The sequence below is a fragment of the Kitasatospora sp. NPDC059160 genome, assembly GCF_042755465.1.
In the GTDB taxonomy this organism is placed as follows: Bacteria; Actinomycetota; Actinomycetes; order Streptomycetales; family Streptomycetaceae; genus Kitasatospora.
Genome location: NZ_JBHZCN010000015.1, coordinates 42,854 through 65,238, shown reverse-complemented (window position 1 = coordinate 65,238; position 22,385 = coordinate 42,854). Strand labels below are relative to the sequence as shown.

Below are 22,385 nucleotides of genomic sequence, written 5' to 3'. Positions count from 1 at the left end.
CGGCCCTACGCGCGTAGCGTCCCGACCGGGGCCCGAGGCGGTGGCGACAGCGCCCGGTTCGCCGCCATAACCTTCCACCATGGTGAGCACCCGCACGCCCGGCTTCTCCCGCCCGCGCGGCCGCTTCACCGGCCGTTCCAGAACGCCGGCCCCGACCATCGACGCCGAACCGCCGCCCAGACCCGGACGGCCGCCGACGGGCTCCACCGGCCGCCCGTTCCCCCGCCAGCGTGGTGAGAGCACCTTCCCGCCCACGCCCGTTCGGTGGAATCCCGCCCGGCTCGCCTCGCTGCGCTGGGTGCAGTTGCTCGGCTGTCTGATCGCGGCCGGCTGGGCCGCGGCCTTCCCGCTCGTCTCCGACCTGGCCAACCAGCGGCTGTGGGGCCTGGTCGCGGCCCCCGCCTACGTGGTGGCCGGGCTGCTCTGCCTCACCCTGCCGCGCCGCTTCGCGGCCGAGGCCGCCGCCGTGGTCGCCCTGCTCGGGGCCGTGCTGGCGCCGCTCGGGCTGCTCGCGGTGACCGGCCGCCACCAGTCCGAGGTGATGGTGGTCGAACGCTCGGCCCACCTGATGCTCACCACCGGCGACGTCTACCTCCCGCACCCGGTGGTGGTCACCGACTACAACCCCTACCTCCCGGCGATGTCCCTGTTCGGACTGCCGCGCCAGCTGCTCGGCAGCTCCACCGCCTTCGCCCGGGTCGCCGGGGACGCCCGGATCTGGTTCGCCCTCACCTTCGTGGTCTGCCTGCTGGCCGCCTGGCGGCTGCTCCGGCCCACCCGGCCCGGCACCGACGGCCATCGCGCGCCGCTGCTGCCGCTGGCCGTCCTCACCGCCTCGCCGCTGATAGCGCTGGCCCTGGTGGTCGGCGGCGTCGACCTGCCGCTGATCGGGGTCTGCTGCCTGGCCATGGCGCTCGCCGAGCGGGACCGCACCGTCGCCGCCGGGCTGGTGCTCGCCCTCGCCTGCAGCCTCAAGTGGACCGCCTGGCCCGCCCTGCCGGTGGCCGTCCTGCTGCTGTGGCGGCTGTACGGCCGGCGGCCCGCCGCCCGCACCGCGCTGATCGGGGCCGGGGTGAGCGCGGCGGTGCTGCTGCCGTCCGTCCTGACCCAGCCGCAGGCGCTGCGCGACCAGGTGGTGCGCTTCCCGCTCGGGATGACCGCGATCCGCACCCCGGCGGGCAGCCCGCTGCCCGGCAAGGTACTGGCCGGCTTCGGGCCGACCGGGCACACCGTCTCCCTCGCGCTGATGACCCTGGCCCTGGTCGGGGTGGCGATCTGGCTGGTGGCCCGGCCGCCGGTCTCCGCGATCGCCGCCGCCGACCTGCTGGCCGCCGGGCTGGCGATCGCCTTCACGCTCGCCCCGGCCGGACGGTTCGGGTACCTGGCGCTGCCCGCCGTCCTGGTGATCTGGCCCCGGCTGGCGGCCCGGCGCTGGAGCAGCCGGCGCCCGGCGGCGCCCAGGCCCGCGCCGGAGGTGCCGCGGCCCGCCCTGCCGAGGAGCTGACCGGGCCCGCACGCACGGGAGCCCGCCACGTCGTCCGTGGCGGGCTCCTCGCGTACCGGACTCAGGTGCTCACTTGTTGCCGGACTTGAGCAGCGAGGCCACGGCCGGGCCGGCCGCGTCCACGCCGTGGCCGCCGCCCTGGACCTCGGCGGCGACCGCGAGGTTGCCGCGGAAGGCGGTGAACCAGCTGTTGGTGGTGGACGCGCCCTGGACCTCGGCGGAGCCGGTCTTGGCCCCCGCGTTGTCGGTGATCCCGGCCATCACCTGGCTGGCCGTGCCGCCGACGGCGGTGGCGTTCATCATCGCGCGCAGCTTGGCGGCGACGTCCGGCGAGATCTGCCGGGCCGCCTGCTGCTGGGGCAGGCCGGCGACCAGGATCGGCTGCTTGAACGCGCCGCTCTGGACGGTCGCCGTGATCGAGGCGATGGCCAGCGGGTTCATCTGGACCTTGCCCTGGCCGATGTAGTTCATCGCCTGCTCGTCCTTGCTGCCCGGGGTCGCCGGGATCTTGCCGTCGGCGTTCGGCAGGCCGGTCTTCCACTCCAGGCCGATGCCGTACACGTCCTTGGCGGTGCCGGACAGCGTCTCGGGCTTGAGGCTGGTCAGGCCCTGGTTGATGAAGGCGGTGTTGCAGGACACCATGAAGTCCTTCTGGAGCGAGTAGTCCGGGAAGGCGCCGGGGAAGTCGTTCGGGATCGCCACCGGGTTGCTGCTCTTCTCCGGGCAGGCCACGTTGCTGTCCGGGGTGAGCCCGGACTCCAGCAGGGCCGTCGAGGTGACGATCTTCATCGTCGAACCGGGGGCGAGCAGGCCGGTGAAGGCCCGGTTCTGGCCGGTGGCCGGGGCGTTGGCGAAGGCCAGCACCTGGCCGGTGCTGGGCTCGACGGCCACGATGGAGCCCTGCTTGCCGCCCAGGTCGGTCATCGCCTTCTCGGCGGCGGCCTGGAGGGTGTTGTCGATGGTCACCTTGAACGGCTTGCCGGGCTTGGGCTCGACGATGGTGAACAGCTTGTCCGCGGCGGTCTTGCCGGCCGGGTCGGTGATCACCACCGCGCTGCCCGCGTCCTGGTCCTTGTTCGGGTCCGGCGGCAGCAGCTTGTGGGCGTTGTCCTGGAGGGTGGCCATCAGCGCCGGGGTGAGCGAGGCGCCCTGCAGCGCCTTGCCGTTGCGGTCCACCACGGTGGACGGCGGGGCGAAGACCTGCTGGGTGGCGATGGTCTCGTTGCCGGACAGGTGCGGGTGGATCACCGAGGGCGCCCAGTGCACGGCCGGGGTGTTGTCGCTCATCTTCACGACGCCGAGGAAACCGTTGTAGTCCCAGACCCGGCTGGTGCCGGCGAACTCGGCGCGGGCCTTGAAGCCCATCAGCACGCCGGTGGGCCCGGAGGGGGAGGGGGCGGCGGACGGCGAGTCGGTGGCGCCGGCGGTGGCACCCGCGGACGGGGTCGCCGAGGCCGCGCCGGTCGGCTTGGCCGGGGCCGGGGTGCCGGTCGCCGAGGCGAAGGCCTGCGGCGTGGCCGGGCCGGCCGGGGACAGGGTCAGCGCGCTCGGCTTCACCTGGTCCCTGAAGGCCGTCAGCGCCGTGGTGGCCGCGGCCGGGTCGTCGGTCAGCGAGGCCGCCTTGGCGATGTCGCCGGAGGTCCAGGCCGCCAGGAAGTCCTTCGCACCGCTCGCCGCCTGGTCGGCCGTGGGCGGCTCGGCGACCACCGTGCGGGGCTTCTTGTCGCCGGACGAGGAGTCCGACCCGCCCATCAGGCTGTAGGCCCCGTAGCCACCGCCCGCGAGGACGGCGATGGACACGCCGGTGATGATGCCGATCTTCGCGCCACTGCGCATGGTGCAAATCCCCCAGGGGTCTCGCGGCCGGGCGCAACCGGCGGGGCCGGAAACGCGGTACTCCCCCCACCCTAGGCAGGGCGGATCGGTGCGCCGACGAAACGCCGGGGACTTGTGACGGATCTGGTACGTGTTGTGGACGGGTTCGGACGGTTGGAGGGGGACCGTGTGCGCGCCCGGACGCTTCCGCCGCTGGTCACGGGGGTCTCAGATCCAGCTGTTGAACCACATCCGGGCGCGCCAGTCGCTCAGCGGGATGGTCTGCCCGGTGAACAGCGGGTAGAAGTACAGGAAGTTCCAGATGATCAGCAGCACCAGCAGCCCGGCCGCGGCCGAGCCGATGATCCGGCGGTCCCGGGAGGCGCCGGCCGGCCCGATCAGCGCGCCGATCAGCATCGTCACGGCGAGCACCAGGAACGGGACGAAGACCACCGCGTAGAAGAGGAAGATCGTCCGCTGCTGGTACAGGAACCACGGCAGGTAGCCGGCGGCCAGGCCGCACAGCAGCGCGCCGGCCCGCCAGTCCCGGCGGAAGGCCCAGAGCCACAGGCAGTAGACCAGCGCCAGCAGGGCCGTCCACCAGAGCAGCGGGGTGCCGATGCCCAGCACCTCACGGGCGCAGTCGGCGACGGTGCAGCCGCTCTGGCCGAGCTTGGGGGACTCGTAGTAGAAGGACACCGGGCGGCCCAGCACCAGCCAGGACCACGGGTTCGACTGGTAGGTGTGCGGGTCGGTCAGGTGGGTGTGGAACTCGTAGACCGTCGAGTGGTAGTGCCACAGGGCCCGCAGGCCCTCGGGTATCCACGGGTAGTCGGTGGAGCGGCCGACCGCCCAGTCCCGGCCCCAGCCGCCCTGGCCGGGCGCGTTGCTGCTGGCGAACCAGCCCCACCAGGACGCCACGTAGACCGCGACCGAGACCACGACGACCGACACGAAGGCGGGCACCACGTCCCGGGCCAGCACCGCCGGGTACGGGCGCGGGGCGCCGGCCAGCCGGCGGGCGCCGACGTCCCATAGCACGGTCATCAGGCCGAACGCGGCCGCGACGTACAGGCCGCTCCACTTGGTGGCGCAGGTCAGGCCGACGCAGACGCCGGCCGCGATCCGGTACGGGCGCCAGCCCAGGTGGAGCCGCTGGGCGAGCACCGCGTCCTCGACCCCGCCGAGCCTGGCCGCGAGCCGGGCCCGGGTGCGGTCCCGGTCCAGGACCAGGAAGCCGAAGGCGGCGAGGATCCAGAACATCACCACCAGGTCGAGCAGGGCGGTGCGGCTGAGCACCAGGTGCAGGCCGTCCACCGAGAGCAGCAGGCCGGCCACGCAGCCCAGCAGGGTGGAGCGGAACATCCGGCGGGCGATCCGGGCCAGCATCAGCACCGACAGGGTGCCGAGCAGGGCCACCGCGAACCGCCAGCCGAAGGGGTTCATGCCGAACAACTGCTCGCCCGCGCCGATGATCCACTTGCCCACCGGCGGGTGCACCACGTACGACGGCGTCGAGCGGTACGGCACGGCCGCGCCCGGCGTCATGATCGTCGTGTTGGCGTCCTCCGGCCAGTTGATCTCGTAGCCGCCGTGCCAGAGCGCGTAGGCGTCCTTGGCGTAGTACGTCTCGTCGAAGATGATCGCGTGCGGCTGGCCGAGGCCGGTGAACCGCAGCAGCCCGGCGAACACCGCGACCGCGACCGGGCCCAGCCAGCCGGACCAGCGGCACAGGAAGTACCAGAGGCCCTGCGGCAGCCGCAGGCCCAGCCGCAGCAGCAGCGGGGACTGCGCGACGTCGGGCCGGGTCACCCCGGGGCCGTCCGGCATCGGCGGGACGAGGCGCTCGGTGAGCGTGCCGGTCGGGCGGGCCCGGTAGCCGAACCCGGCCAGGCGCTCCCGCCAGGGCGCGGGTGTCAGGGGTGGCTCCGGTGTCAGGGGTGACTCCGGTGAGCGGGGGGACGGCAGGCCGACACCGCCCCGCGCGGAGTGGTCCGTACCCGTGGGCGTCTGCGCCGCCGTGTCGCCGTTCATCCGCCACATCGTAGGGGCGCTCCTCGTACGTGTGACCGGTCCCTCGGAAGCTGACCGAATCGTCACCAAACGCCCCGGCGGCCCGGAGCTGCGAGGATGGGGCCCGTGACAGGAGTACTCGTTCTCGCAGGCACCCCCATCGGCGACGTCTCGGACGCCCCGCCCCGGCTGCTCACCGAGCTGGCCACGGCGGACGTCATCGCGGCGGAGGACACCCGGCGGCTGCGCCGGCTCACCCAGGCCCTCGGGGTGACCCCGGCCGGGCGGGTCGTCTCCTACTTCGAGGGCAACGAGGTCGGCCGCACCCCCGAGCTGGTCGAGGCGCTCCTCGGCGGCGCCCGGGTGCTGCTGGTCACCGACGCCGGGATGCCGTCCGTCTCCGACCCCGGCTACCGGCTGGTGGCCGCCGCCGTCGAGGCCGACGTCAAGGTCACCGCGGTGCCCGGGCCGTCCGCGGTGCTCACCGCGCTCGCGCTGTCCGGCCTGCCGGTCGACCGCTTCACCTTCGAGGGCTTCCTGCCGCGCAAGACCGGCGACCGGGCCCGGCAGCTGGCCACCGTCGCCGCCGAACCGCGCACCATGGTCTTCTTCGAGGCGCCGCACCGGATCGCCGAGGCGCTGGCCGCGATGGCGGAGGCCTTCGGGCCGCAGCGCCCGGCCGCCGTGTGCCGCGAGCTCACCAAGACCTACGAGGAGGTCAAGCGCGGGCCGATCGGCGAGCTGGCGGCCTGGGCCGCGGACGGCGTCAGGGGCGAGATCACCGTCGTGGTCGCGGGCGCCCCGCCGGCCGCGCCCCAGGAGCTGACCCCGGCCGAACTGGCCCGGCTGGTGGCCGTCCGGGAGGAGGCCGGGGAGCGGCGCAAGGAGGCCATCGCGGCGGTCGCGGTCGAACTGTCCGTGCCCAAGCGGGAGGTCTTCGACGCGGTCGTCGCGGCGAAGCGGGAAGCCGTGGAAGGGGCTTTGAAAAAGGGGTGAATTCCGGGGGTTGCGTGGCGGGCGGGGAGTCGTACCTTGGAGGGAAGGCCCGGCTAAACGCCCGCTGCGATGAAGGTTCGACCCCGGATTCCGGTTCCCGACGCGCCCTTTGTATAGGGCTCGCCAACCCGCATCCAAGTCTTCACAAGAAGGGCGTCAGCCAGGGCGGTACGGGCATTTCCTTGAACGGAAAGACCCAGCCGGGCGAGCGCCCGACGGGCACTGGGAGTTGGCTATGAGCGACACGATCGGTAGCCCCCGCAGTGGCAACGCGCTGAACGCCCCCGGCCTGGCGGGGCGGGCGCACACTCCCGTCGAGACCGTCCGGGAGGCCTACTCCTTCGCCTGCCTGCGCTGCGGGTACGGCTGGGAGCAGGCGTACGACATCGAGCACCACGTGGCCCGGGACGGTCACATCGTGTTCGAGTACCACGCCAACGGTGTCCGGGTGCCGTCCCCGCTGCTCAAGCCGACCTGCCCGGGCTGCGGTGGACACACCGTCCGGATCATGCGCGAGGGCCGGGTGGCCGGCGCCGACCAGCCCTGGCAGCACGCCCCCGGCTACCCCGCGCACGCCGAGCCGGCCCGGCCGGCCCCGGCCACCGGGCCCGCCCGGCCGCAGGGGCGCTGGGCCCGGTTCTGGTCGCGGCTCCTGGGCTGACCGGGCCGACGGGTCCTGAGCCGACCGGGCCGACGGGTCCGGGGGAGCGCGGCCGGGGCCGCCCGCCGCGAGCAGTGCGGCGGGCGGCCCCGCGGTACGCCCGGGCGATATCCGGTCGAGGGGTGCGTTCGGGCCCGACTAAGCTTTCCGACCATGGCGGCCACTTCAGACCACAGCACCACCGGGACGAGCGCCCCGGCGTACTACGTTTCCACTCCGATCTACTACGTCAACGACCGTCCCCACCTGGGCCACGCGTACACCACCGTGGCGGGCGACGTCCTCACCCGCTGGCACCGCCAGCGCGGCGAGAAGGTGTGGTACCTGACCGGCACCGACGAGCACGGTCAGAAGATCATGCGGACCGCCGAGGCCAACGGCGTCAGCCCGCAGGAGTGGTGCGACAAGCTGGTCGAGGAGGCCTGGAAGCCGCTCTGGCAGCACCTGGAGATCGCCAACGACGACTTCATCCGCACCACCGAGGAGCGGCACACCGCCCGGGTGCAGGAGTTCGTCCAGGACCTGTTCGACAAGGGCGAGATCTACAAGGGCGGCTACTCCGGCCCTTACTGCGTCGGCTGCGAGGAGTTCAAGCTCCCCGCCGAACTGCTCGACGGCGCCACCGAGGACGAGAAGCTCTGCTCCGTCCACAAGAAGCCGGTCGAGTGGCTGGAGGAGGAGAACTACTTCTTCCGCCTCTCCGCCTACGCCGAGCGGCTGCTGGAGTTCTACGCCGCCAACCCCGGCTTCATCCAGCCGGCCTCGGCCCGCAACGAGGTGCTGCGCTTCGTCGAGCAGGACCTCAAGGACCTCTCGATCTCCCGCTCCACCTTCAACTGGGGCGTGCCGCTGCCCTGGGACGAGAAGCACGTCCTCTACGTCTGGGTCGACGCGCTGCAGAACTACATCACCGCGGCCGGCTACGGCAGCGACCCGGAGCGCTTCGCCGAGCTCTGGCCGGCCTCCGTCCACCTGGTCGGCAAGGACATCCTGCGCTTCCACGCGGTGATCTGGCCGGCCATGCTGATGGCCGCGGGCCTGCCGCTGCCCAAGCGGGTCGTCGCCAACGGCTGGCTGATGGTCGGCGGCGAGAAGATGTCCAAGTCCAACCTGACCGGCATCGCGCCCACCGACCTCACCTCGCACTTCGGCGTCGACGCGTACCGCTACTACTTCCTGCGGGCGATCCCGTTCGGCACGGACGGCTCGTTCTCCTGGGAGGACTTCACCGCCCGCTACACCTCCGAGCTCGCCAACGACTTCGGCAACCTGGCCTCCCGGGTCGCCGCGATGGTCGGCAAGTACTTCGGCGGGACGCTGCCGGTCGCCACCGCCGCGGGCGAGGCCGAGCAGGCCGTCGCGGACGGGCTGGCCGCCGCCGTCGCCGCCGCCGACGCCAAGATCGGCGAGGAGCTGGACTTCGCCGGCGGCCTCGCGGCGATCTTCGAGTTCGTCAAGCAGGTCAACGGCTACCTCACCACGCAGGAGCCGTGGAAGGTCGCCAAGGACGAGTCCGAGGAGGGCCAGGCCCGCCTCGCCACCATCCTCTACACCGCCGCCGAGGCGCTGCGCGGCACCGCCGTGCTGCTCAACCCGGTGATGCCGTCCACCGCCGAGAAGCTGTGGGCCTCGCTGGGCGCCGCCGAGGGCCTCGGCGCGCTCGCCGACCAGCGCATCGCCACCACCGGTGACTGGGGCCGGCTGCCCGTCGGCGCCACCGTCACCAAGGGCGAGATCCTGTTCCCGCGCCTCGAAGAGAAGCCGGCCTCCTGATGGCCGGCAAGGACGACGACCGGTCGACCCCGCCGCCGCTGCCGCAACCCCTGGCCGTGGCGGTGGCCGACTCGCACACCCACCTCGACATGCAGGCCGGCACCCCGGCCGAGGGGCTCGCCCGGGCCGCCTCGGTCGGGGTCGCCACGGTCGTCCAGGTGGGCTGCGACGTGCCCGGCTCGCGCTGGGCCGCCGAGCTGGCGGCGCAGTACGAGCAGGTGCACGCGGCCGTCGCCCTGCACCCCAACGAGGCGCCGCGGATCTTCCTCGGCGACGCCGACGGGTGGTCCGGGCAGCAGCGGCTCGCGGGCGGGCAGGCGGCGCTGGACGAGGCGCTCGCCGAGATCGACGCGCTGGCCGCGCTGCCGCAGGTCCGCGCCGTCGGCGAGACCGGGCTGGACTACTTCCGCACCGGGCCGGAGGGCGTGGAGATCCAGAAGGAGTCGTTCCGCCGCCACATCGAGATGGCCAAGCGGCACGGCAAGGCCCTGGTCATCCACGACCGCGACGCCCACGAGGACGTCATCGCCGTCCTGCAGGCCGAGGGCGCCCCGGAACGGACCGTCTTCCACTGCTACTCCGGCGACGCCGGGATGGCGAAGGTCTGCGCCGAGCACGGCTGGTACCTCTCCTTCGCCGGCCCGGTCACCTTCAAGGCCAACCAGCCGCTGCGCGACGCCCTGCTCGCCACCCCGCTCGACCGGATCCTGGTCGAGACCGACGCCCCCTTCCTCACCCCGCACCCGTACCGGGGGCGGCCGAACGCGCCGTACCTCATCCCGGTCACGGTGCGGTCGATGGCAGCGACCCTGGGGCTGCACGAGGACGAGCTGTCGACGGCGATCGCGGCGAACACGGCACGGGCCTTCGGGTACTGAGCGGGTCGAACGGGTTTCGGGTTTCGAAGGAACGATTCGGCACTCCCGGCTTCTTCCTAGGCTGGTTAGCATGAGTGCAGTGAGGGAGGTGGCAATGACCGCCGAGCCGATCAGCGAACCCGTGGACGATCGCGTCGAATGGTTCCTTCCGCCAGCCCAGGGCTGGACGTACGAGCAGGCTCAGGATTTCGACCTGCCGTTCGAGTGGGATCTGGTGGACGGAGTCATTGTGGTCCGGGGGCAGACGAACTTCTGGCATGACCTGGTGCGTTCGGGGCTGGAGCGAGGGCTGTTCGCTGCGCGCGTCGAGCCCTGTGCGGTCCTGCCGGAGCGGTGCATGCTGCTGGACGAGAGCAACACGGCCAAGCCCGATGTGGTGGTGTTCGACAAGACCGGTCTCGACGTCTTCGAGCTGGACTGTCTGCCGGTCGAGTCCGTGGTTCTGGCCGTCGAGGTGGTGTCGCCCGGGACCCGGGCCAGGGACCGCTTCGGCAAGCCCGGGCAGTTCGCCGAGAAGGGCATCCCCCACTACTGGCGGGTCGAGCGCGGCATCGACGACCTGCCCATCGTCCACGAGTTCCACCGGGACGAGGAGAAGGGCGTCTACTTGCCCGTCGCCCAGCACGAAGGGGTGCTCCGGACCTCGGTCCCGTACCCCGTGGAGATCGACCTCGCCGCGGTGGTCGAACTCTGAGTGCCGCCCGCGCCCGTATCCTTGGCGCGTGAGCAGCACCGACCCCACCCCTGACAGCCACCTGCTGGGCGCCGCCGACATCCGCGAACTGGCGGCCGCGTTCGGCGTGAAGCCGACCAAGCAGCGCGGGCAGAACTTCGTCATCGACGGCAACACCGTGCGGCGGATCGTCCGCGCCGCCGAGGTGACGGAGCAGGACGCGGTGGTGGAGGTCGGGCCGGGGCTCGGCTCCCTCACGCTGGCGCTGCTGGACGTCGCCCGGCACGTCACCGCGGTCGAGATCGACCCGGTGCTCGCCCGGCACCTGCCGGACACCGTCGCGGGCCGGATGCCCCGCAAGGCGGACGCCTTCGCGCTGGTCCTCAGCGACGCCATGGAGGTCACCGAGCTGCCCGGGCCGGCGCCCACCGCGCTGGTCGCCAACCTGCCGTACAACGTGGCCGTGCCCGTCCTGCTGCACATGCTGGCGACCTTCCCCAGCATCGAGCGGACCCTGGTGATGGTGCAGAGCGAGGTCGCCGACCGGCTCGCCGCCAAGCCCGGCAACAAGGTCTACGGCGTTCCCTCGGTCAAGGCCAACTGGTACGCCGACGTGAAGCGGGCCGGCGCGATCGGGCGGAACGTGTTCTGGCCCGCCCCCAACGTCGACTCCGGGCTGGTCTCGCTGATCCGCCGCGAGCCGCCGAGGACCACCGCCACCCGCGAGCAGGTGTTCGCGGTGGTCGACGCCGCGTTCGCCCAGCGCCGCAAAACCCTGCGCGCCGCGCTGGCCGGCTGGGCCGGCTCCGCCGCCGGGGCCGAGCAGGCGCTCGCGGCCGCCGGGATCGACCACAAGCTGCGCGGCGAGATGCTGACGGTGGAGCAGTTCGCCGCGATCGCCGAGCACAAGCCGGTGGAGCAGAAGCCGCCGGTGGAGCAGAAGCCGGTGGAGCACAAGCCCGCCGGACACGAGCCTGCTGAGGACGGCGAGTGATCACCGTACGGGTACCGGCCAAGGTCAACGCCCAGCTCGGGGTCGGCGGACTGCGCGCCGACGGCTTCCACGACCTGGCCAACGTCTTCTTCGCGGTCGCGCTCGGTGACGAGGTCACGGCCACCCCGGCGGACGGCGTGACGCTGTCCTGCTCGGGCCCCGACGCCGACGCCGTCCCGCTCGACGACAGCAACCTCGCCGCCCGCGCCGCCCGGCTGCTCGCCGCCCACCACGGGATCGCCGACCCGGGCGTCCACCTGCACATCGCCAAGGCCATCCCGGTCGCCGGCGGCATGGCCGGCGGCAGCGCCGACGGCGCCGCCGCGCTGGTCGCCTGCGACGCGCTGTGGCAGCTCGACACCCCGCTCCCGGTGCTGCTGGACCTCGCCGCCGAACTGGGCTCCGACGTGCCCTTCGCCCTGCTCGGCGGTGTCGCGCTGGGCCGCGGCCGGGGCGAGATCCTGGAACCGCTGCCGGTCGACGGCACCTTCCACTGGGTCTTCGCGGTCGCCGACGGCGGCCTGTCCACCCCCGCCGTCTTCCGCGAGTGCGACCGGCTCCGCGAGGAGGCCGGCACCGGCTCCAGCGACCTCCAGGTGCCCACCCCCGACGCCGACCGGGCCCTGCTCGCCGCCCTCGCCGACGGCGACGCCGTCGCCCTGGCCGGCGCGCTCACCAACGACCTCCAGGCCGCCGCGCTCTCCCTGCGCCCCGCGCTGGCCGCCACCCTGCGGGCCGGCACCGAGGCCGGTGCGCTCGGCGCCCTGGTCTCCGGCTCCGGACCGACCTGCGCTTTCCTGGCCAAGGACGCCGAGGCGGCGGCCACCGTCGCCCGGGCGCTGCTGGCCTCCGGCACCTGCCGGGCCGCGCACGCCACCTACGGGCCGGTGCCGGGGGCCTCGGTCGTCTGACTCCGACGGGGTGGGGTGGCGCGTCCGGTGCGGTGGGGGCGTCGGTCCTCCGGTGTGCCGGGGGCGTCGCTCGGGCGGCGTGGTGGGGGCGCTCGACGCGGTGAGGGCGTCGCGGCCCGCCCATTAGGCTGGGGTGATCGGGTCGTCCCCGAGAGAGGGGCGGGCTGGGCCCGCCCCCGACCGCCGAACCCAGGAGCGCAGCACACGTGGCCGTCAACCTCGCCACCATCGAGTCCGTCACGAAGGTCTACGGCACCCGCACCCTGCTGGACGCGGTCAGCCTGGGCGTGAGCGACGGCGACCGGATCGGCGTCGTCGGCCGCAACGGCGACGGCAAGACCACCCTGATCCGGATGCTCGCCAAGCTGGAGGAGCCCGACGGCGGCCGGATCACCTGGAGCGGCAACCTCGAACCGGCCGTCCTCACCCAGCACGACTCGCTCGACCCGAAGGCCACCATCCGGCACGAGGTCATCGCCGACCGCGCCGACCACGAGTGGCTCGGCGACGCCCGGATCCGCGACATCATCGAAGGCCTCTTCGGCGGCCTCGACCTGCCCGGCTTCGCCGACGGCCTCGACACCGTCATCGGCCCGCTCTCCGGCGGCGAGCGACGCCGGATCGCCCTCGCCAAGCTGCTGCTCGGCTCCCCCGAGCTGATCATCCTCGACGAGCCCACCAACCACCTCGACGTCGAGGGCATCAACTGGCTCGCCCAGCACCTGCAGAAGCGCCGCTCCGCGCTGGTCTGCGTCACCCACGACCGCTGGTTCCTCGACCAGGTCTGCACCCGGATGTGGGACGTCCAGCACGGCGAGGTGCACGAGTACGAGGGCGGCTACTCCGACTACGTCTTCTCCCGCGCCGAGCGCTCCCGGATCGAGGCCGTCGAGGAGCAGAAGCGCCAGAACCTCGCCCGCAAGGAGCTGGCCTGGCTGCGCCGCGGCGCCCCCGCCCGCACCTCCAAGCCGCGCTACCGGATCGAGGCGGCCAACGCCCTGATCGCCGACGTGCCGGACCCCCGGGACAAGAGCGAGCTGATGAAGTTCGCCAACGCCCGGCTCGGCCGCACCGTCTTCGACCTGGAAGGCGTCACCGTCAAGGCCGGCCCCAAGCTGCTGCTGGAGAACCTCACCTGGCAGCTCGGCCCCGGTGACCGGATCGGCCTGCTCGGCGTCAACGGCGCCGGCAAGACCTCGCTGCTGCGCGCCATGCGCGACGCCTACGCCAGCGAGGGCGACGTCCAGCCCACCTCCGGCGTGATCAAGGTCGGCAAGACCGTGCGGCTGGCCTACCTGTCCCAGGAGGTCGCCGAACTGGAGCCGACGACCCGGGTGCTGCAGGCCGTCGAGCAGGTCCGCTCCCGGGTCGACCTCGGCAAGGGCCGGGAGATGAGCGCCGGCCAGCTGTGCGAGCAGTTCGGCTTCGGCAAGGACAAGCAGTGGACGCCGGTCGGCGACCTCTCCGGCGGCGAGCGGCGCCGGCTCCAGCTGCTGCGGCTGCTGATGGACGAGCCCAACGTGCTGTTCCTCGACGAGCCGACCAACGACCTGGACATCGAGACCCTCAACCAGCTGGAGGACCTGCTCGACGGCTGGCCCGGCTCGATGGTCGTCATCAGCCACGACCGGTTCTTCATCGAGCGGACCACCGACGTCGTCCACGCGCTGCTCGGCGACCAGAAGATGCGGATGCTGCCGGGCGGCGTCGACGAGTACCTGGAGCGGCGGGCCCGGATGGCCGCCGCCGCGGCGCAGGCCGCCCCCGTCGCCGCGGCCCCGGCCGCCGACCCCGCCGCCGGGCTCTCCGGCGGGGACCTCCGGGCGGCCAAGAAGGAGATGCAGCGGATCGAGCGCCAGATCTCCAAGCTGGACCAGAAGGAGTCCAAGCTGCACGCCCAACTCGCCGAGCACGCCGCGGACTTCTCCAAGGTCGCCGAACTGGACGGGCAGCTGCGCACCGTCCGGGAGGAGAAGGAGGAGCTGGAGCTGACCTGGCTGGAGCTGGCCGAGCAGGTCTGACCGCCCGCCTTCTCGACTACCGCCGCTTGAGCAGGAGTTCCCACTCGTCACGACCGCCGCTTGAGCAGGAGCTCCCACTCGTCACGACCGCCGCTTGAGCAGGAGCTCCCACTCGTCACGACCGCTGCCTGAGCAGGAGCTCCAACTCGTCCGCCGCACGGCCCAGCGCACTGAGCGCCGGGTCGTGCGGTGCGTCCGGCCGGGCCGCCGGACCGACCGGCGGACGGTGCTCCCGGGCGGCGGCCGTCAGCTCGTCCAGGGCCCGCCGGACCCGCTCGGTCTCCCCCGGATCCGGCACCCGGCCCCCGTACCGGATCTGCGCGGCGAACGCCGCCACCGCCCCGCCCAGCCGCTCCAGCGCCGCCGTGGCCGGCAGCCACTGCTCGGCCAGCCGGCCCGTGGGCGGCGGCTCGGCCAGCCCCTGCCGGACCTCCTGCCGGGCGTCCGCCAACGACCGGTAGGCCGTCCGGCGCAGCCACACCTCTCCGGTCCGGTGCTCCGTCACCGCGTCCAGGTAGGAGCGCAGGGCGGTCGTCGCGGTCACCAGCCGCGGCTCGATCCGGTGCCGCGGGCGCTCCGGCCACAGCAGGTAGCCGAAGAGCAGCACGATCGCGCTCGCCAGGACCGTGTCCAGCACCCGCGGCCAGAACTCGGCCGCGCTGCTCTGCCCGCCGAGTTGGAGCAGCACCAGCGCCATCGGCGTCATCGCCACCGTGGTCAGCCCGTAGTGCGCCGCCGTCGCGTACGGCAGCAGCGCCACGCACAGCGCCGCCACCGCCGTCAGCACCCACTCCTCGGTGGTCGACGCCAGCAGCGCCGCCGTCACCACCACGCCCAGCACCGTGCCGACCGCCCGGCTCACCGCCCGCAGGAACACCGAACCCAGATCCGGCTTCACCACGAACGCGATCGTCATCGGCACCCAGTAGCTCTTGCTCAGCGGGTAGTTGGCCGTCACCGCCGAACCCGCCGCGATGCACAGCGCCACCCGCAGCCCGTACCGCGCCGACGCGGCGGACCACAGCCGCCCCCGGAGCCGCCACGGGTCGGGCGGCGGCGCGGGAACCGCGTCGATCCGGGCCGGCCGGCCCGCGACCGCGTCCGCGGCGGCCCGCAGCGCCACGTCCAGGGCCTGCCGGGCCGGGGTGTCCGGCCGCCACCGCGGCACCACCACCTCGCCGCCGCCCCGCCGCACCGCGGCCGCCAGCTGCCCGGGCACCGCCGCCACCTCCGCCGGCACCGGCCGCCACGCCCACAGCAGGCCCGTCGCCGCCTCGGTCGCCGCCAGCGCCGCCTCGTACACCGGGCGCAGGGCCGTCCGGCCGTGCCCGGGGAACAGGTCCTGCACCTGGTTCAGGCGGGCCGTCAACACCCGGCGGGAACCCGCGCCCCGCGGCGTCCCCAGATCGCCGAGCGTCCGGCCGAGCGCCTCGTACGCCGCCGCCAGCGCCCGGACGCGCGGGTCGGCCGCACGACCGGGCAGACCCAGCAGCACCACGAACGCCGCACCCGCCAGCATCATCGGCGCCGCCGCCCACCACGGCCCCGGCAACGGCATCCCGCTGCCCAACGCCGCCGACACCAGCAGCAGCATCCCCGCCGCCGACCCGCGCGGACCCGTCGCACTCAACGCACCCGACACGAACGCCGTCAGCGTCAGCCCGGCACCGAGCACCACCACACCCGCGTGGACGTGCTGCAAGGCCGTGCCGATCAGCATCCCCGCCGCCGAAGCCGCCACCGCCGACCCGATCCGCGCCGTCCGCAGCCCCGCGGGCTCGACCCGGTCGTTCATCGTCGCGTGCATCGCCCCCAGCCCGGCGAACACCCCCAGGTCCAGCCGGTGCGCCCACAACCCCAGCACCAGCGGCACCGCCATCCCCACCGCGGCCCGCACCATCAACACCACCGGCAGCGGCGGCCGCTCCGGCCGCACCGCCCGGGCCCACCAGGGCGTCCTCTGCTCAGGCATGTCGTCACACGTCCGTTCTGCGGCCACGGCTCGCTGCTGAGCGACATTGCACGGCAGATGGGGCGTACCGGGGCAGTCTACCCAGCGGCCCGACCCCGGACTGGACGTGTCAAGTTCGTACCGATCGCGCCCGCGCGGACCAAGGGCCCTGCCGGGCCGACAGAGGCGGTGGCTACCATGACAGAGGCGGGGGCCGCCCCCAGGGCGGGCGGCCGAACCGACCAGGACGGTACGTCTTGGAAGTTGACGGTGCGTTGCGGCGCGACGGGGCCCGGGACACGCCCGGGACGCGCGGGCCGTACGGGGGAGAGGTGGATTGCTGTGGGAGAGCCGACGACCACGCCGAGCGCGGGAACGACGCCGGCACCGGGGACACCGGGGGCACCGGACGCGACGCCGTTCATGCTGGACGGGCCGACGATCCCGCTGCCGTGGGGGCACGGGATCAAGATCGCCCCCGTGGTCAGCACCGTGCAGACCAACGTCAGCGCCGGCGACCTGGTCGCGGCCTTCGGCAAGCACGACGTCCAGGTCGAGATCAACACCCTCACTGAGTTCGCCAAGAAGGTCGAGGCCCTGCTCGCGGCGATGGAGGGCTCGGAGGCCGCGTCGTACAAGCTCGAGGCGCAGAAGGTGTCCCAGAAGAGCTTCGTCAGCGGGGGCCAGGCTCACCAGTTCGTGGAAGCGGTCGCGCTGTCCTCGACCTATGAGAAGGTCCACACCCAGCTCGTCAAGCTGCACAAGGACTTCACGTCCCAGATCAAGGCGATGCAGAGCGCGGTCGCGTCCACGGCGCACAACTACTCGACCAACGAGGACAACGCGACAGCCGATCAGAACGCGGTCGCGCAGAGTGCGGGTCTGACGGGAACGAGTGGCCCGGGGTCGAAGCGGACCGGCGCCAAGGACTTCTGATGGCGGTCGACGAAGACGGTTCACGGGGAACGGGGAGAGAGTAGTGGCAGTCCAGTCGAAGTTCGAAGGCATGGATCATCAAGTCCTCGCGGACATGGTCGGGGGAACCGATCCCGCGACGGTCCTGAGCCGCGGCGGGAAGCTGCAACAGGCCGGCGGCGTCCTCAAGGAGTTGAGTGAGGCACTCAAGTCGCACCTCTCCAAGGTCACCTGGGAAGGCCAAGCCGCGGAGAACTTCAAGACGTGGGCCGGGAATCTGCAGCAGTCCGCCGAGAAGCTGGGAACCTACTCGGTGGGCGCGGGCGATGCCATGAACCAGGCCGGTGAGGCGCTCAGCACGGCCAAGGCCGCGATGCCCAAGGTGCCGACGGAAGCCCTCGGCTGGGTGAGCGGGCGGAGGAACCAGGGGAACCCCGACCCCGATGTGATCAGGCAGCTGAATACAGTCGGTTGGAACCCGAACGGCCCTTCCACCGGGGACATCGACGCAGCCATGAAGCGGAAGAACCCGAACTGGGTCTCCGAGACGCAGGCGATGGCCGGAACGAAGGAAGTCTACGACGCACACCAGGAAGCCATCCGCCAGATGGAGAAGCTGGGCGAGGCCTACGCCGCTGCGACGACGACGCTGAACGGGCTGGGCGACAACGTGGTGCTGCCCGGGACGCCCGGGGCGAACCAGAACGATTCCACTGCGGTCTCCCGCGACGGTGGGAGCACCAGCGGCAGCTACGGCGGGTCCGTGCGCGCCCCTCGTTCAGCGGGTAGCAGGAGTGGCGGAAGCTCCAACCCGTCCGTGGGTTCCTATGACGGCCCCACCATGCGGCAGCGCGACCCGGGATCAGGCTGGCAGGACCCGTACAACCCGACCCACCCCGGCCCGACTCCGCCCTACGGCGGCGGGCAGCTGCCGCCCCCGCCGCAGGACCCGGGCACCCCGACCCCGCCGTCCCACCCGTCGGACCCGGTCACCCGTCCCGGCACCGGTCTCGACAGCATCCCGACCCTGCCGGACCAGACCACTCCGGTCGGTCCCGGGGGCGGCCCGGTGCTGCCGAGCGGTCCGGGTGGAACTCCCGGCTACCCCGGCGGTCCCGATGGCCGGGGCGGGCTGCCCGGCACGCCGGGCAGCGGCCCCATCTCCGGCTTCCCGGCGGGCATCGGCGGCATCCCCGGCAAGGGCGGCGGCTCGGTTCCCCTCCGTACCGGCCCGTTCAGCGGCGGTTCGGTCCCCGGCAAGGCCGGTACCCCGGGACTCCCGAGCGGAACGGTCTTCGGCCGTGAGGGCGCGCCGGGCGGCGGCCGGGTCGGCGGTTCGGCCATGGGCGGCGGAATGGGTGGCATGCACCCGGGCATGGGCGGCGGCCACGGCGTCGTCGGCGGTGCCGGTGGTGCGCGCGGCCGGGGTCTGACCTCGACCCCGGGCGGCACGGTCGGCGGCCGCAAGGGCCCTGCTGCCGGTGGGGAGTTCACCCCTGGCGGCACGGGCCTGCGCAACCGCGCGGCTGCGGCGGAAGCTGCCGAGGGCGGTGCACGGCCCGGGCAGAACGGCATGGTGGCCCCGGGTGCGGGCGGTCACGGCGGTAAGAAGGACCGCGACCGCCGTAACCGCGCGGACTACCTCCACGAGGACGAAGAGACGTGGACCAGCGGTACGCCGCACAGCAACCCGGACGTGATTGAGTAGGACGGCATCGTCTGCCCGGCCACTGGGCCTGCCCAGTGGCCGGGCAGATCTGTTCGGGGCACGCTTTCCCGGCCTGTGGGGAGGCAGACGAGGAGTGGTGATGGGGCGGACGAACGCGCGTGGGCGTTGCCGGGCTGCGGTTGCGGCGCTTCTGGCGGCGGGAGCCGTAGTCGGCCCGATGACAGTGCCTGCAGTGGCAGAGGGATCGATCCGTGAGAAGCAATGGCATCTGGATGCCATGCATGCGTCGGAGATGTGGACGACCTCCAAGGGACAGGGCATCACTGTTGCGGTCATTGACGGTGGATTCAAGCTGGATCACCCCGATCTCGTGGGGCAGTTCCTGCCAGGAAAGGACTTCAGCGGTGGCTCCGACGGCGTAGGGACCTACACCGACGGGCACGGTACGGAGATGTCGAGCCTGATCGCTGGGACCGGGAAGAGCGTCGGGGGGACGGGTGCATACGGCCTGGCTCCAGGAGCCAAGATCCTCCCCCTGAAGATCAACAATGGCTCGGGCTCAGCGATTTCCCCGTCCGACTTCCTCGACCAGATCGGTCAGGCCGTCACTTATGCGGTCGACCAAGGGGCCAAGGTCATCAATATCTCGCAAGGTTTGGATGCGGTCCGATTTGCTTCGGACGACGTCGACAAACTGAAGCGGATTATTGCCCAGGCAAGGGCCAAGGGATCCCTGGTTGTGGCGAGCGTTGGGAACGAGGCACAGTCGGGGAACCCTGTCTCCTATCCAGGCGGTCTCCCCAATGTGGTTGGCGTCGGTGCAGTTGATCACGATGTCATCGCAACGTCCGAATCCGAGCAGGGGCCGCAAGTGATCCTGGCCGCGCCCGGCATGGACATCATCGCGGCCTGTACAGCTGATACCGGGTACTGCAAGAGCCACGGCACGTCCGACGCAGCCGCATTGGTATCTGCGTCGGCAGCCCTGGTCTGGTCGGTGCACAAGGAATGGACCGCGAATCAGGTTCTCCGAGTTCTCATCAACACGGCGGGGAAGCCGACTGACGGGTCCGCCCGCAGCAATGATGTCGGATACGGAGTCGTACGGCCGCGGATCGCTCTGACGGAGCCCGGGGATCCTGGTCCAGCGGATGTGTCTCCGGTGCCGGTGGCGGATCCCGTGCCCTCGAAGAGCCCGTCCGCGTCCGCTGTCTCCAAGGCTCCGTCGTCGTCGGCTGCGGGCCCTGGTGGAAGTCCGTCCGATGTGGCGGTGGGTGCGCCGACTGCGGAGCCGAAGGCTGGGGCGTCGTCCGGGTCGGGTGGTGTGCTGCCGGTCGTGGGTGGGGTGGTGGCCGGGCTGCTGGTGGTGGCGGGTGTGGTGTTCGCGGTGGTGCGTCGGCGGAGGGCTGCCGTGCCGCCGGGGCCTCCGGGGGGCAATCCGTACGCGCAGTAGGCGGGTTGGGGCAGGTGGGCCCGGGTGTCGCGGTGGCGGCGCTCGGGCTTTTTGGTGGGCGCTGGGGGTGGGGTGTGCGCCGGGGTCACTCGGGTGGGTGCTGGCGGGGGTGGGGTGGGGGTGGCGAGGGTGGTGGTATGGATGCGGAGGGTGCCCGGCGGGCCGGGCAGTTGAGGCGGGCCGCGGCTGCGGCGTTGATCGGGACGGCGATCGAGTTCTACGACTTCTTCCTGTACGGGACGGCGGCGGCCCTGGTGTTCGGGCCGGTGTTCTTTCCCGGGCTGGGTGGGGCCGGGGCGTTGTTGGCGGCGTTCTCGGTGTACGCGGTGGCGTTCCTGGCCCGGCCGTTGGGGGCGGTGGTGTTCGGGCACTTCGGGGACCGGGTGGGGCGGAAGGCGACGTTGGTGGTGTCGCTGTTGCTGATGGGTCTGGCGACGGTGGCGGTGGGGTTGTTGCCGGGGTTCGCGGTGTGGGGGTGGTGGTCGCCAGTGCTGCTGGTGGTGCTGCGGGTGTGCCAGGGCGTCGGGTTGGGCGGGGAGTGGGGCGGGGCGGCGCTGCTGATCGCGGAGAACGCGCCGGCCGGGCGGCGCGGGCGGTACGGCGGGTTCCTGCAGTTGGGGCCGTCGGGCGGGTTCGTGTTGGCGAACGGGGCGTTCCTGGTGCTCCAACTCACCCTGGACGAGGGGTCGTTCCGGGCGTGGGGCTGGCGGGTGCCGTTCCTGGCCTCGTTGGTGCTGGTGGCGGTGGGGCTGTTCGTGCGGCTGCGGCTGGCGGAGACGCCGTTGTTCCGGGCGGACGAGCGGCGGGACCGCCCGCCGGTGGTGGAGGTGCTGCGGGAGCACTGGCGGCCGGTGCTGGCGGGGGGTGGGGCGATCACGCTCGGGTACGCGTTGTTCTACCTGACCACCACGTACGCGCTGGCGTACGCGACGTCCGGCCTGGGGGTGGCGAGCACGGTGGTGCTGGCGATGCTGCTGGTCGGTGCGGTGGGCGGGGCCGTGACGGTGTGGCTGAGCGCGGCGCACAGTGACCGGTGGGGGCGGCGGCGGACGCTGCGCTGGGCGGCGGGCCTGGCGGCGGGCTGGTCGCTGGTGCTGTTCCCGCTGCTGGAGACGGTGCGCCGGCCGTTGATGTTCCTGGCGTTGGCCGGGGCGATGGTGGTGCTGGGGTGCCTGATGGGCCCGGTGGCGGCGTTCCTGCCGGAGCTGTTCCCGACCCGGGTGCGCTACACGGGTGCCGCGTTGACGTACAACCTGGGCGGGGTGGTCGGCGGGGCGCTGACGCCGTTGGTGGCGACGCGGCTGACCGGGGTGTACGGGACGGCGCAGCCGGTCGGCTGGTACCTGGGGGTGCTGGGGCTGGTGGCGCTGGGCTGCCTGTGGTTGCTGCCGGACACCACGGGTGCGGAGTTGGCGGCGGTGGACGGCGGACGCCGCCGGGCGCCCGTGTTGGGGGCGGATCCGGCGGCGTAGCCGTGCGGTGCGGCGGCGAGGCGGTGCGGCGGTGCGGCCTCGGTCGGCCAGGGCCCAGCAGTCGGCCAGGGCTCAGCCGGCCAGGGCGGCGCGGCCGGCCAGCACGACGGCGGTGTGCCGGGCGACGCGCTCGCCCAGGTGCTCGGCGGTGGCGATGTCGGCCTTGTGGACGGCCTCGGGGCCGGCGTCGGCGGGCGAGGAGGCGGCGGCGCCGGTGAAGAAGCCGAGGCGGTTGAGGTCGTCCTCGGAGGCGGTGGTGGCGTTCCAGCCGGGCTTGAGGCCGAGGTTGACCCAGTTCATGCCGTGCTGGGCGGCGAGGGTCTGGAAGAAGCCGAGGGTGCCGGCCTTGTCGCCGCTCTTGGAGGCGGAGTTGGTGAAGCCGGCCGCGAGCTTGTCCTTCCAGGCGTCGGTGAACCAGCGCTTGCTGCTGGCCTCGGCGAAGACGTGGAAGGCGCCGGAGGCGGTGCCCATGTAGGTGGGGGAGCCGAAGACGATCGCGTCGGCGGCGTCCAGCTGGGCCCACTGCTCCTCGGTGATGGTGTCGACGGCGATCGTGACGACCTCGGCGCCCGCTGCGGCGGCGCCTCGGGCGACGGCCTCGGCGATCACGGCGGTGTGGCCGTAGCCGGAGTGGTAGGCGAGGGCGACGGTCGGGCGGATGGCGGTCATGCGGGCACTCCTGGGGA

The 22,385-nt window shown here is 72.9% G+C and carries 17 protein-coding genes; 13 read left to right on the top strand and 4 right to left on the bottom strand.

Going from position 1 to position 22,385, the window contains the following annotated elements:
• Positions 1 to 79: 79 nt before the first annotated feature.
• On the top strand, positions 80 to 1,504 hold the full coding sequence (locus tag ACFXOZ_RS09110; protein WP_375892736.1) for a glycosyltransferase 87 family protein: 1,425 nt from the start codon (positions 80 to 82) through the stop codon (positions 1,502 to 1,504).
• Between the two features lie 69 nt (positions 1,505 to 1,573).
• Here ACFXOZ_RS09110 and ACFXOZ_RS09105 read toward each other — a convergent pair whose 3' ends face one another.
• Positions 1,574 to 3,340, bottom strand: a complete 1,767-nt coding sequence (locus ACFXOZ_RS09105) for a penicillin-binding transpeptidase domain-containing protein (RefSeq protein ID WP_380588740.1) — start codon at positions 3,338 to 3,340, stop codon at positions 1,574 to 1,576.
• Between the two features lie 207 nt (positions 3,341 to 3,547).
• Complete coding sequence (locus ACFXOZ_RS09100; RefSeq protein WP_380588737.1) at positions 3,548 to 5,353, bottom strand: dolichyl-phosphate-mannose--protein mannosyltransferase; 1,806 nt, start codon at positions 5,351 to 5,353, stop codon at positions 3,548 to 3,550.
• A gap of 105 nt (positions 5,354 to 5,458) precedes the next feature.
• Here ACFXOZ_RS09100 and rsmI point away from each other — a divergent pair, with 105 nt between their 5' ends.
• The 8 genes from rsmI to ACFXOZ_RS09060 all read left to right on the top strand — a co-directional run bounded on the left by rsmI (position 5,459) and on the right by ACFXOZ_RS09060 (position 14,239).
• Positions 5,459 to 6,328: a 16S rRNA (cytidine(1402)-2'-O)-methyltransferase gene (gene rsmI / locus ACFXOZ_RS09095; protein WP_375892733.1), complete on the top strand. Its 870-nt coding sequence runs from the start codon at positions 5,459 to 5,461 to the stop codon at positions 6,326 to 6,328.
• A gap of 229 nt (positions 6,329 to 6,557) precedes the next feature.
• Positions 6,558 to 6,989, top strand: a complete 432-nt coding sequence (locus tag ACFXOZ_RS09090) for a hypothetical protein (protein WP_380524021.1) — start codon at positions 6,558 to 6,560, stop codon at positions 6,987 to 6,989.
• A gap of 153 nt (positions 6,990 to 7,142) precedes the next feature.
• On the top strand, positions 7,143 to 8,762 hold the full coding sequence (metG, locus tag ACFXOZ_RS09085) for a methionine--tRNA ligase (protein ID WP_380524018.1): 1,620 nt from the start codon (positions 7,143 to 7,145) through the stop codon (positions 8,760 to 8,762).
• Positions 8,762 to 9,640 (top strand): TatD family hydrolase, encoded by an 879-nt coding sequence (locus tag ACFXOZ_RS09080; protein ID WP_380588734.1) that lies wholly within the window; start codon positions 8,762 to 8,764, stop codon positions 9,638 to 9,640. The genes metG and ACFXOZ_RS09080 overlap by 1 nt, the downstream gene beginning before the upstream one ends.
• Before the next feature lie 94 nt (positions 9,641 to 9,734).
• Positions 9,735 to 10,334, top strand: a complete 600-nt coding sequence (locus ACFXOZ_RS09075) for a Uma2 family endonuclease (RefSeq protein ID WP_375892729.1) — start codon at positions 9,735 to 9,737, stop codon at positions 10,332 to 10,334.
• 28 nt (positions 10,335 to 10,362) lie between these two features.
• The gene (gene rsmA / locus ACFXOZ_RS09070; RefSeq protein ID WP_380524013.1) at positions 10,363 to 11,307 is read left to right on the top strand and encodes a 16S rRNA (adenine(1518)-N(6)/adenine(1519)-N(6))-dimethyltransferase RsmA; all 945 of its coding nucleotides are present in this window, start codon (positions 10,363 to 10,365) and stop codon (positions 11,305 to 11,307) included.
• Positions 11,304 to 12,218, top strand: a complete 915-nt coding sequence (locus tag ACFXOZ_RS09065; protein ID WP_375892727.1) for a 4-(cytidine 5'-diphospho)-2-C-methyl-D-erythritol kinase — start codon at positions 11,304 to 11,306, stop codon at positions 12,216 to 12,218. The genes rsmA and ACFXOZ_RS09065 overlap by 4 nt, the downstream gene beginning before the upstream one ends.
• Positions 12,219 to 12,424: 206 nt before the next feature.
• A complete protein-coding gene (locus tag ACFXOZ_RS09060) occupies positions 12,425 to 14,239 on the top strand; it encodes an ABC-F family ATP-binding cassette domain-containing protein (RefSeq protein ID WP_380524010.1) in 1,815 nt (604 codons plus the stop codon).
• Positions 14,240 to 14,354: 115 nt separating this feature from the next.
• Here ACFXOZ_RS09060 and ACFXOZ_RS09055 read toward each other — a convergent pair whose 3' ends face one another.
• Positions 14,355 to 16,211, bottom strand: coding sequence for an FUSC family protein (locus tag ACFXOZ_RS09055; RefSeq protein ID WP_380588731.1), 1,857 nt, complete (start codon positions 16,209 to 16,211; stop codon positions 14,355 to 14,357).
• A gap of 321 nt (positions 16,212 to 16,532) precedes the next feature.
• Here ACFXOZ_RS09055 and ACFXOZ_RS09050 point away from each other — a divergent pair, with 321 nt between their 5' ends.
• From ACFXOZ_RS09050 to ACFXOZ_RS09035, 4 genes are all read left to right on the top strand, one after another.
• Positions 16,533 to 17,126 carry a hypothetical protein gene (locus ACFXOZ_RS09050; protein WP_375892723.1) on the top strand — a complete coding sequence of 198 codons (594 nt, stop codon included), beginning with the start codon at positions 16,533 to 16,535 and terminating at the stop codon, positions 17,124 to 17,126.
• Between the two features lie 43 nt (positions 17,127 to 17,169).
• Positions 17,170 to 18,813 carry a WXG100 family type VII secretion target gene (locus ACFXOZ_RS09045; RefSeq protein WP_380588728.1) on the top strand — a complete coding sequence of 548 codons (1,644 nt, stop codon included), beginning with the start codon at positions 17,170 to 17,172 and terminating at the stop codon, positions 18,811 to 18,813.
• A gap of 193 nt (positions 18,814 to 19,006) precedes the next feature.
• On the top strand, positions 19,007 to 20,227 hold the full coding sequence (locus ACFXOZ_RS09040) for a S8 family serine peptidase (RefSeq protein ID WP_380588725.1): 1,221 nt from the start codon (positions 19,007 to 19,009) through the stop codon (positions 20,225 to 20,227).
• Positions 20,228 to 20,364: 137 nt separating this feature from the next.
• Positions 20,365 to 21,699 carry an MFS transporter gene (locus ACFXOZ_RS09035; RefSeq protein ID WP_380588722.1) on the top strand — a complete coding sequence of 445 codons (1,335 nt, stop codon included), beginning with the start codon at positions 20,365 to 20,367 and terminating at the stop codon, positions 21,697 to 21,699.
• A gap of 72 nt (positions 21,700 to 21,771) precedes the next feature.
• On the opposite strand, the gene ACFXOZ_RS09030 is transcribed toward ACFXOZ_RS09035, so the two are convergent.
• Complete coding sequence (locus tag ACFXOZ_RS09030) at positions 21,772 to 22,368, bottom strand: flavodoxin family protein (protein WP_380524000.1); 597 nt, start codon at positions 22,366 to 22,368, stop codon at positions 21,772 to 21,774.
• Between the last annotated feature and the right edge of the window lie 17 nt (positions 22,369 to 22,385).

Coding starts and splice junctions, on each gene's coding strand:
- ACFXOZ_RS09110 (WP_375892736.1), top strand. CDS start 80: ATGGTGAGCACCCGCACGCCCGGCTTCTCCCGCCCGCGCGGCCGCTTC.
- ACFXOZ_RS09105 (WP_380588740.1), bottom strand. CDS start 3,340: ATGCGCAGTGGCGCGAAGATCGGCATCATCACCGGCGTGTCCATCGCC.
- ACFXOZ_RS09100 (WP_380588737.1), bottom strand. CDS start 5,353: ATGAACGGCGACACGGCGGCGCAGACGCCCACGGGTACGGACCACTCC.
- metG (WP_380524018.1), top strand. CDS start 7,143: ATGGCGGCCACTTCAGACCACAGCACCACCGGGACGAGCGCCCCGGCG.
- ACFXOZ_RS09080 (WP_380588734.1), top strand. CDS start 8,762: ATGGCCGGCAAGGACGACGACCGGTCGACCCCGCCGCCGCTGCCGCAA.
- ACFXOZ_RS09075 (WP_375892729.1), top strand. CDS start 9,735: ATGACCGCCGAGCCGATCAGCGAACCCGTGGACGATCGCGTCGAATGG.
- ACFXOZ_RS09055 (WP_380588731.1), bottom strand. CDS start 16,211: ATGCCTGAGCAGAGGACGCCCTGGTGGGCCCGGGCGGTGCGGCCGGAG.
- ACFXOZ_RS09035 (WP_380588722.1), top strand. CDS start 20,365: ATGGATGCGGAGGGTGCCCGGCGGGCCGGGCAGTTGAGGCGGGCCGCG.
- ACFXOZ_RS09030 (WP_380524000.1), bottom strand. CDS start 22,368: ATGACCGCCATCCGCCCGACCGTCGCCCTCGCCTACCACTCCGGCTAC.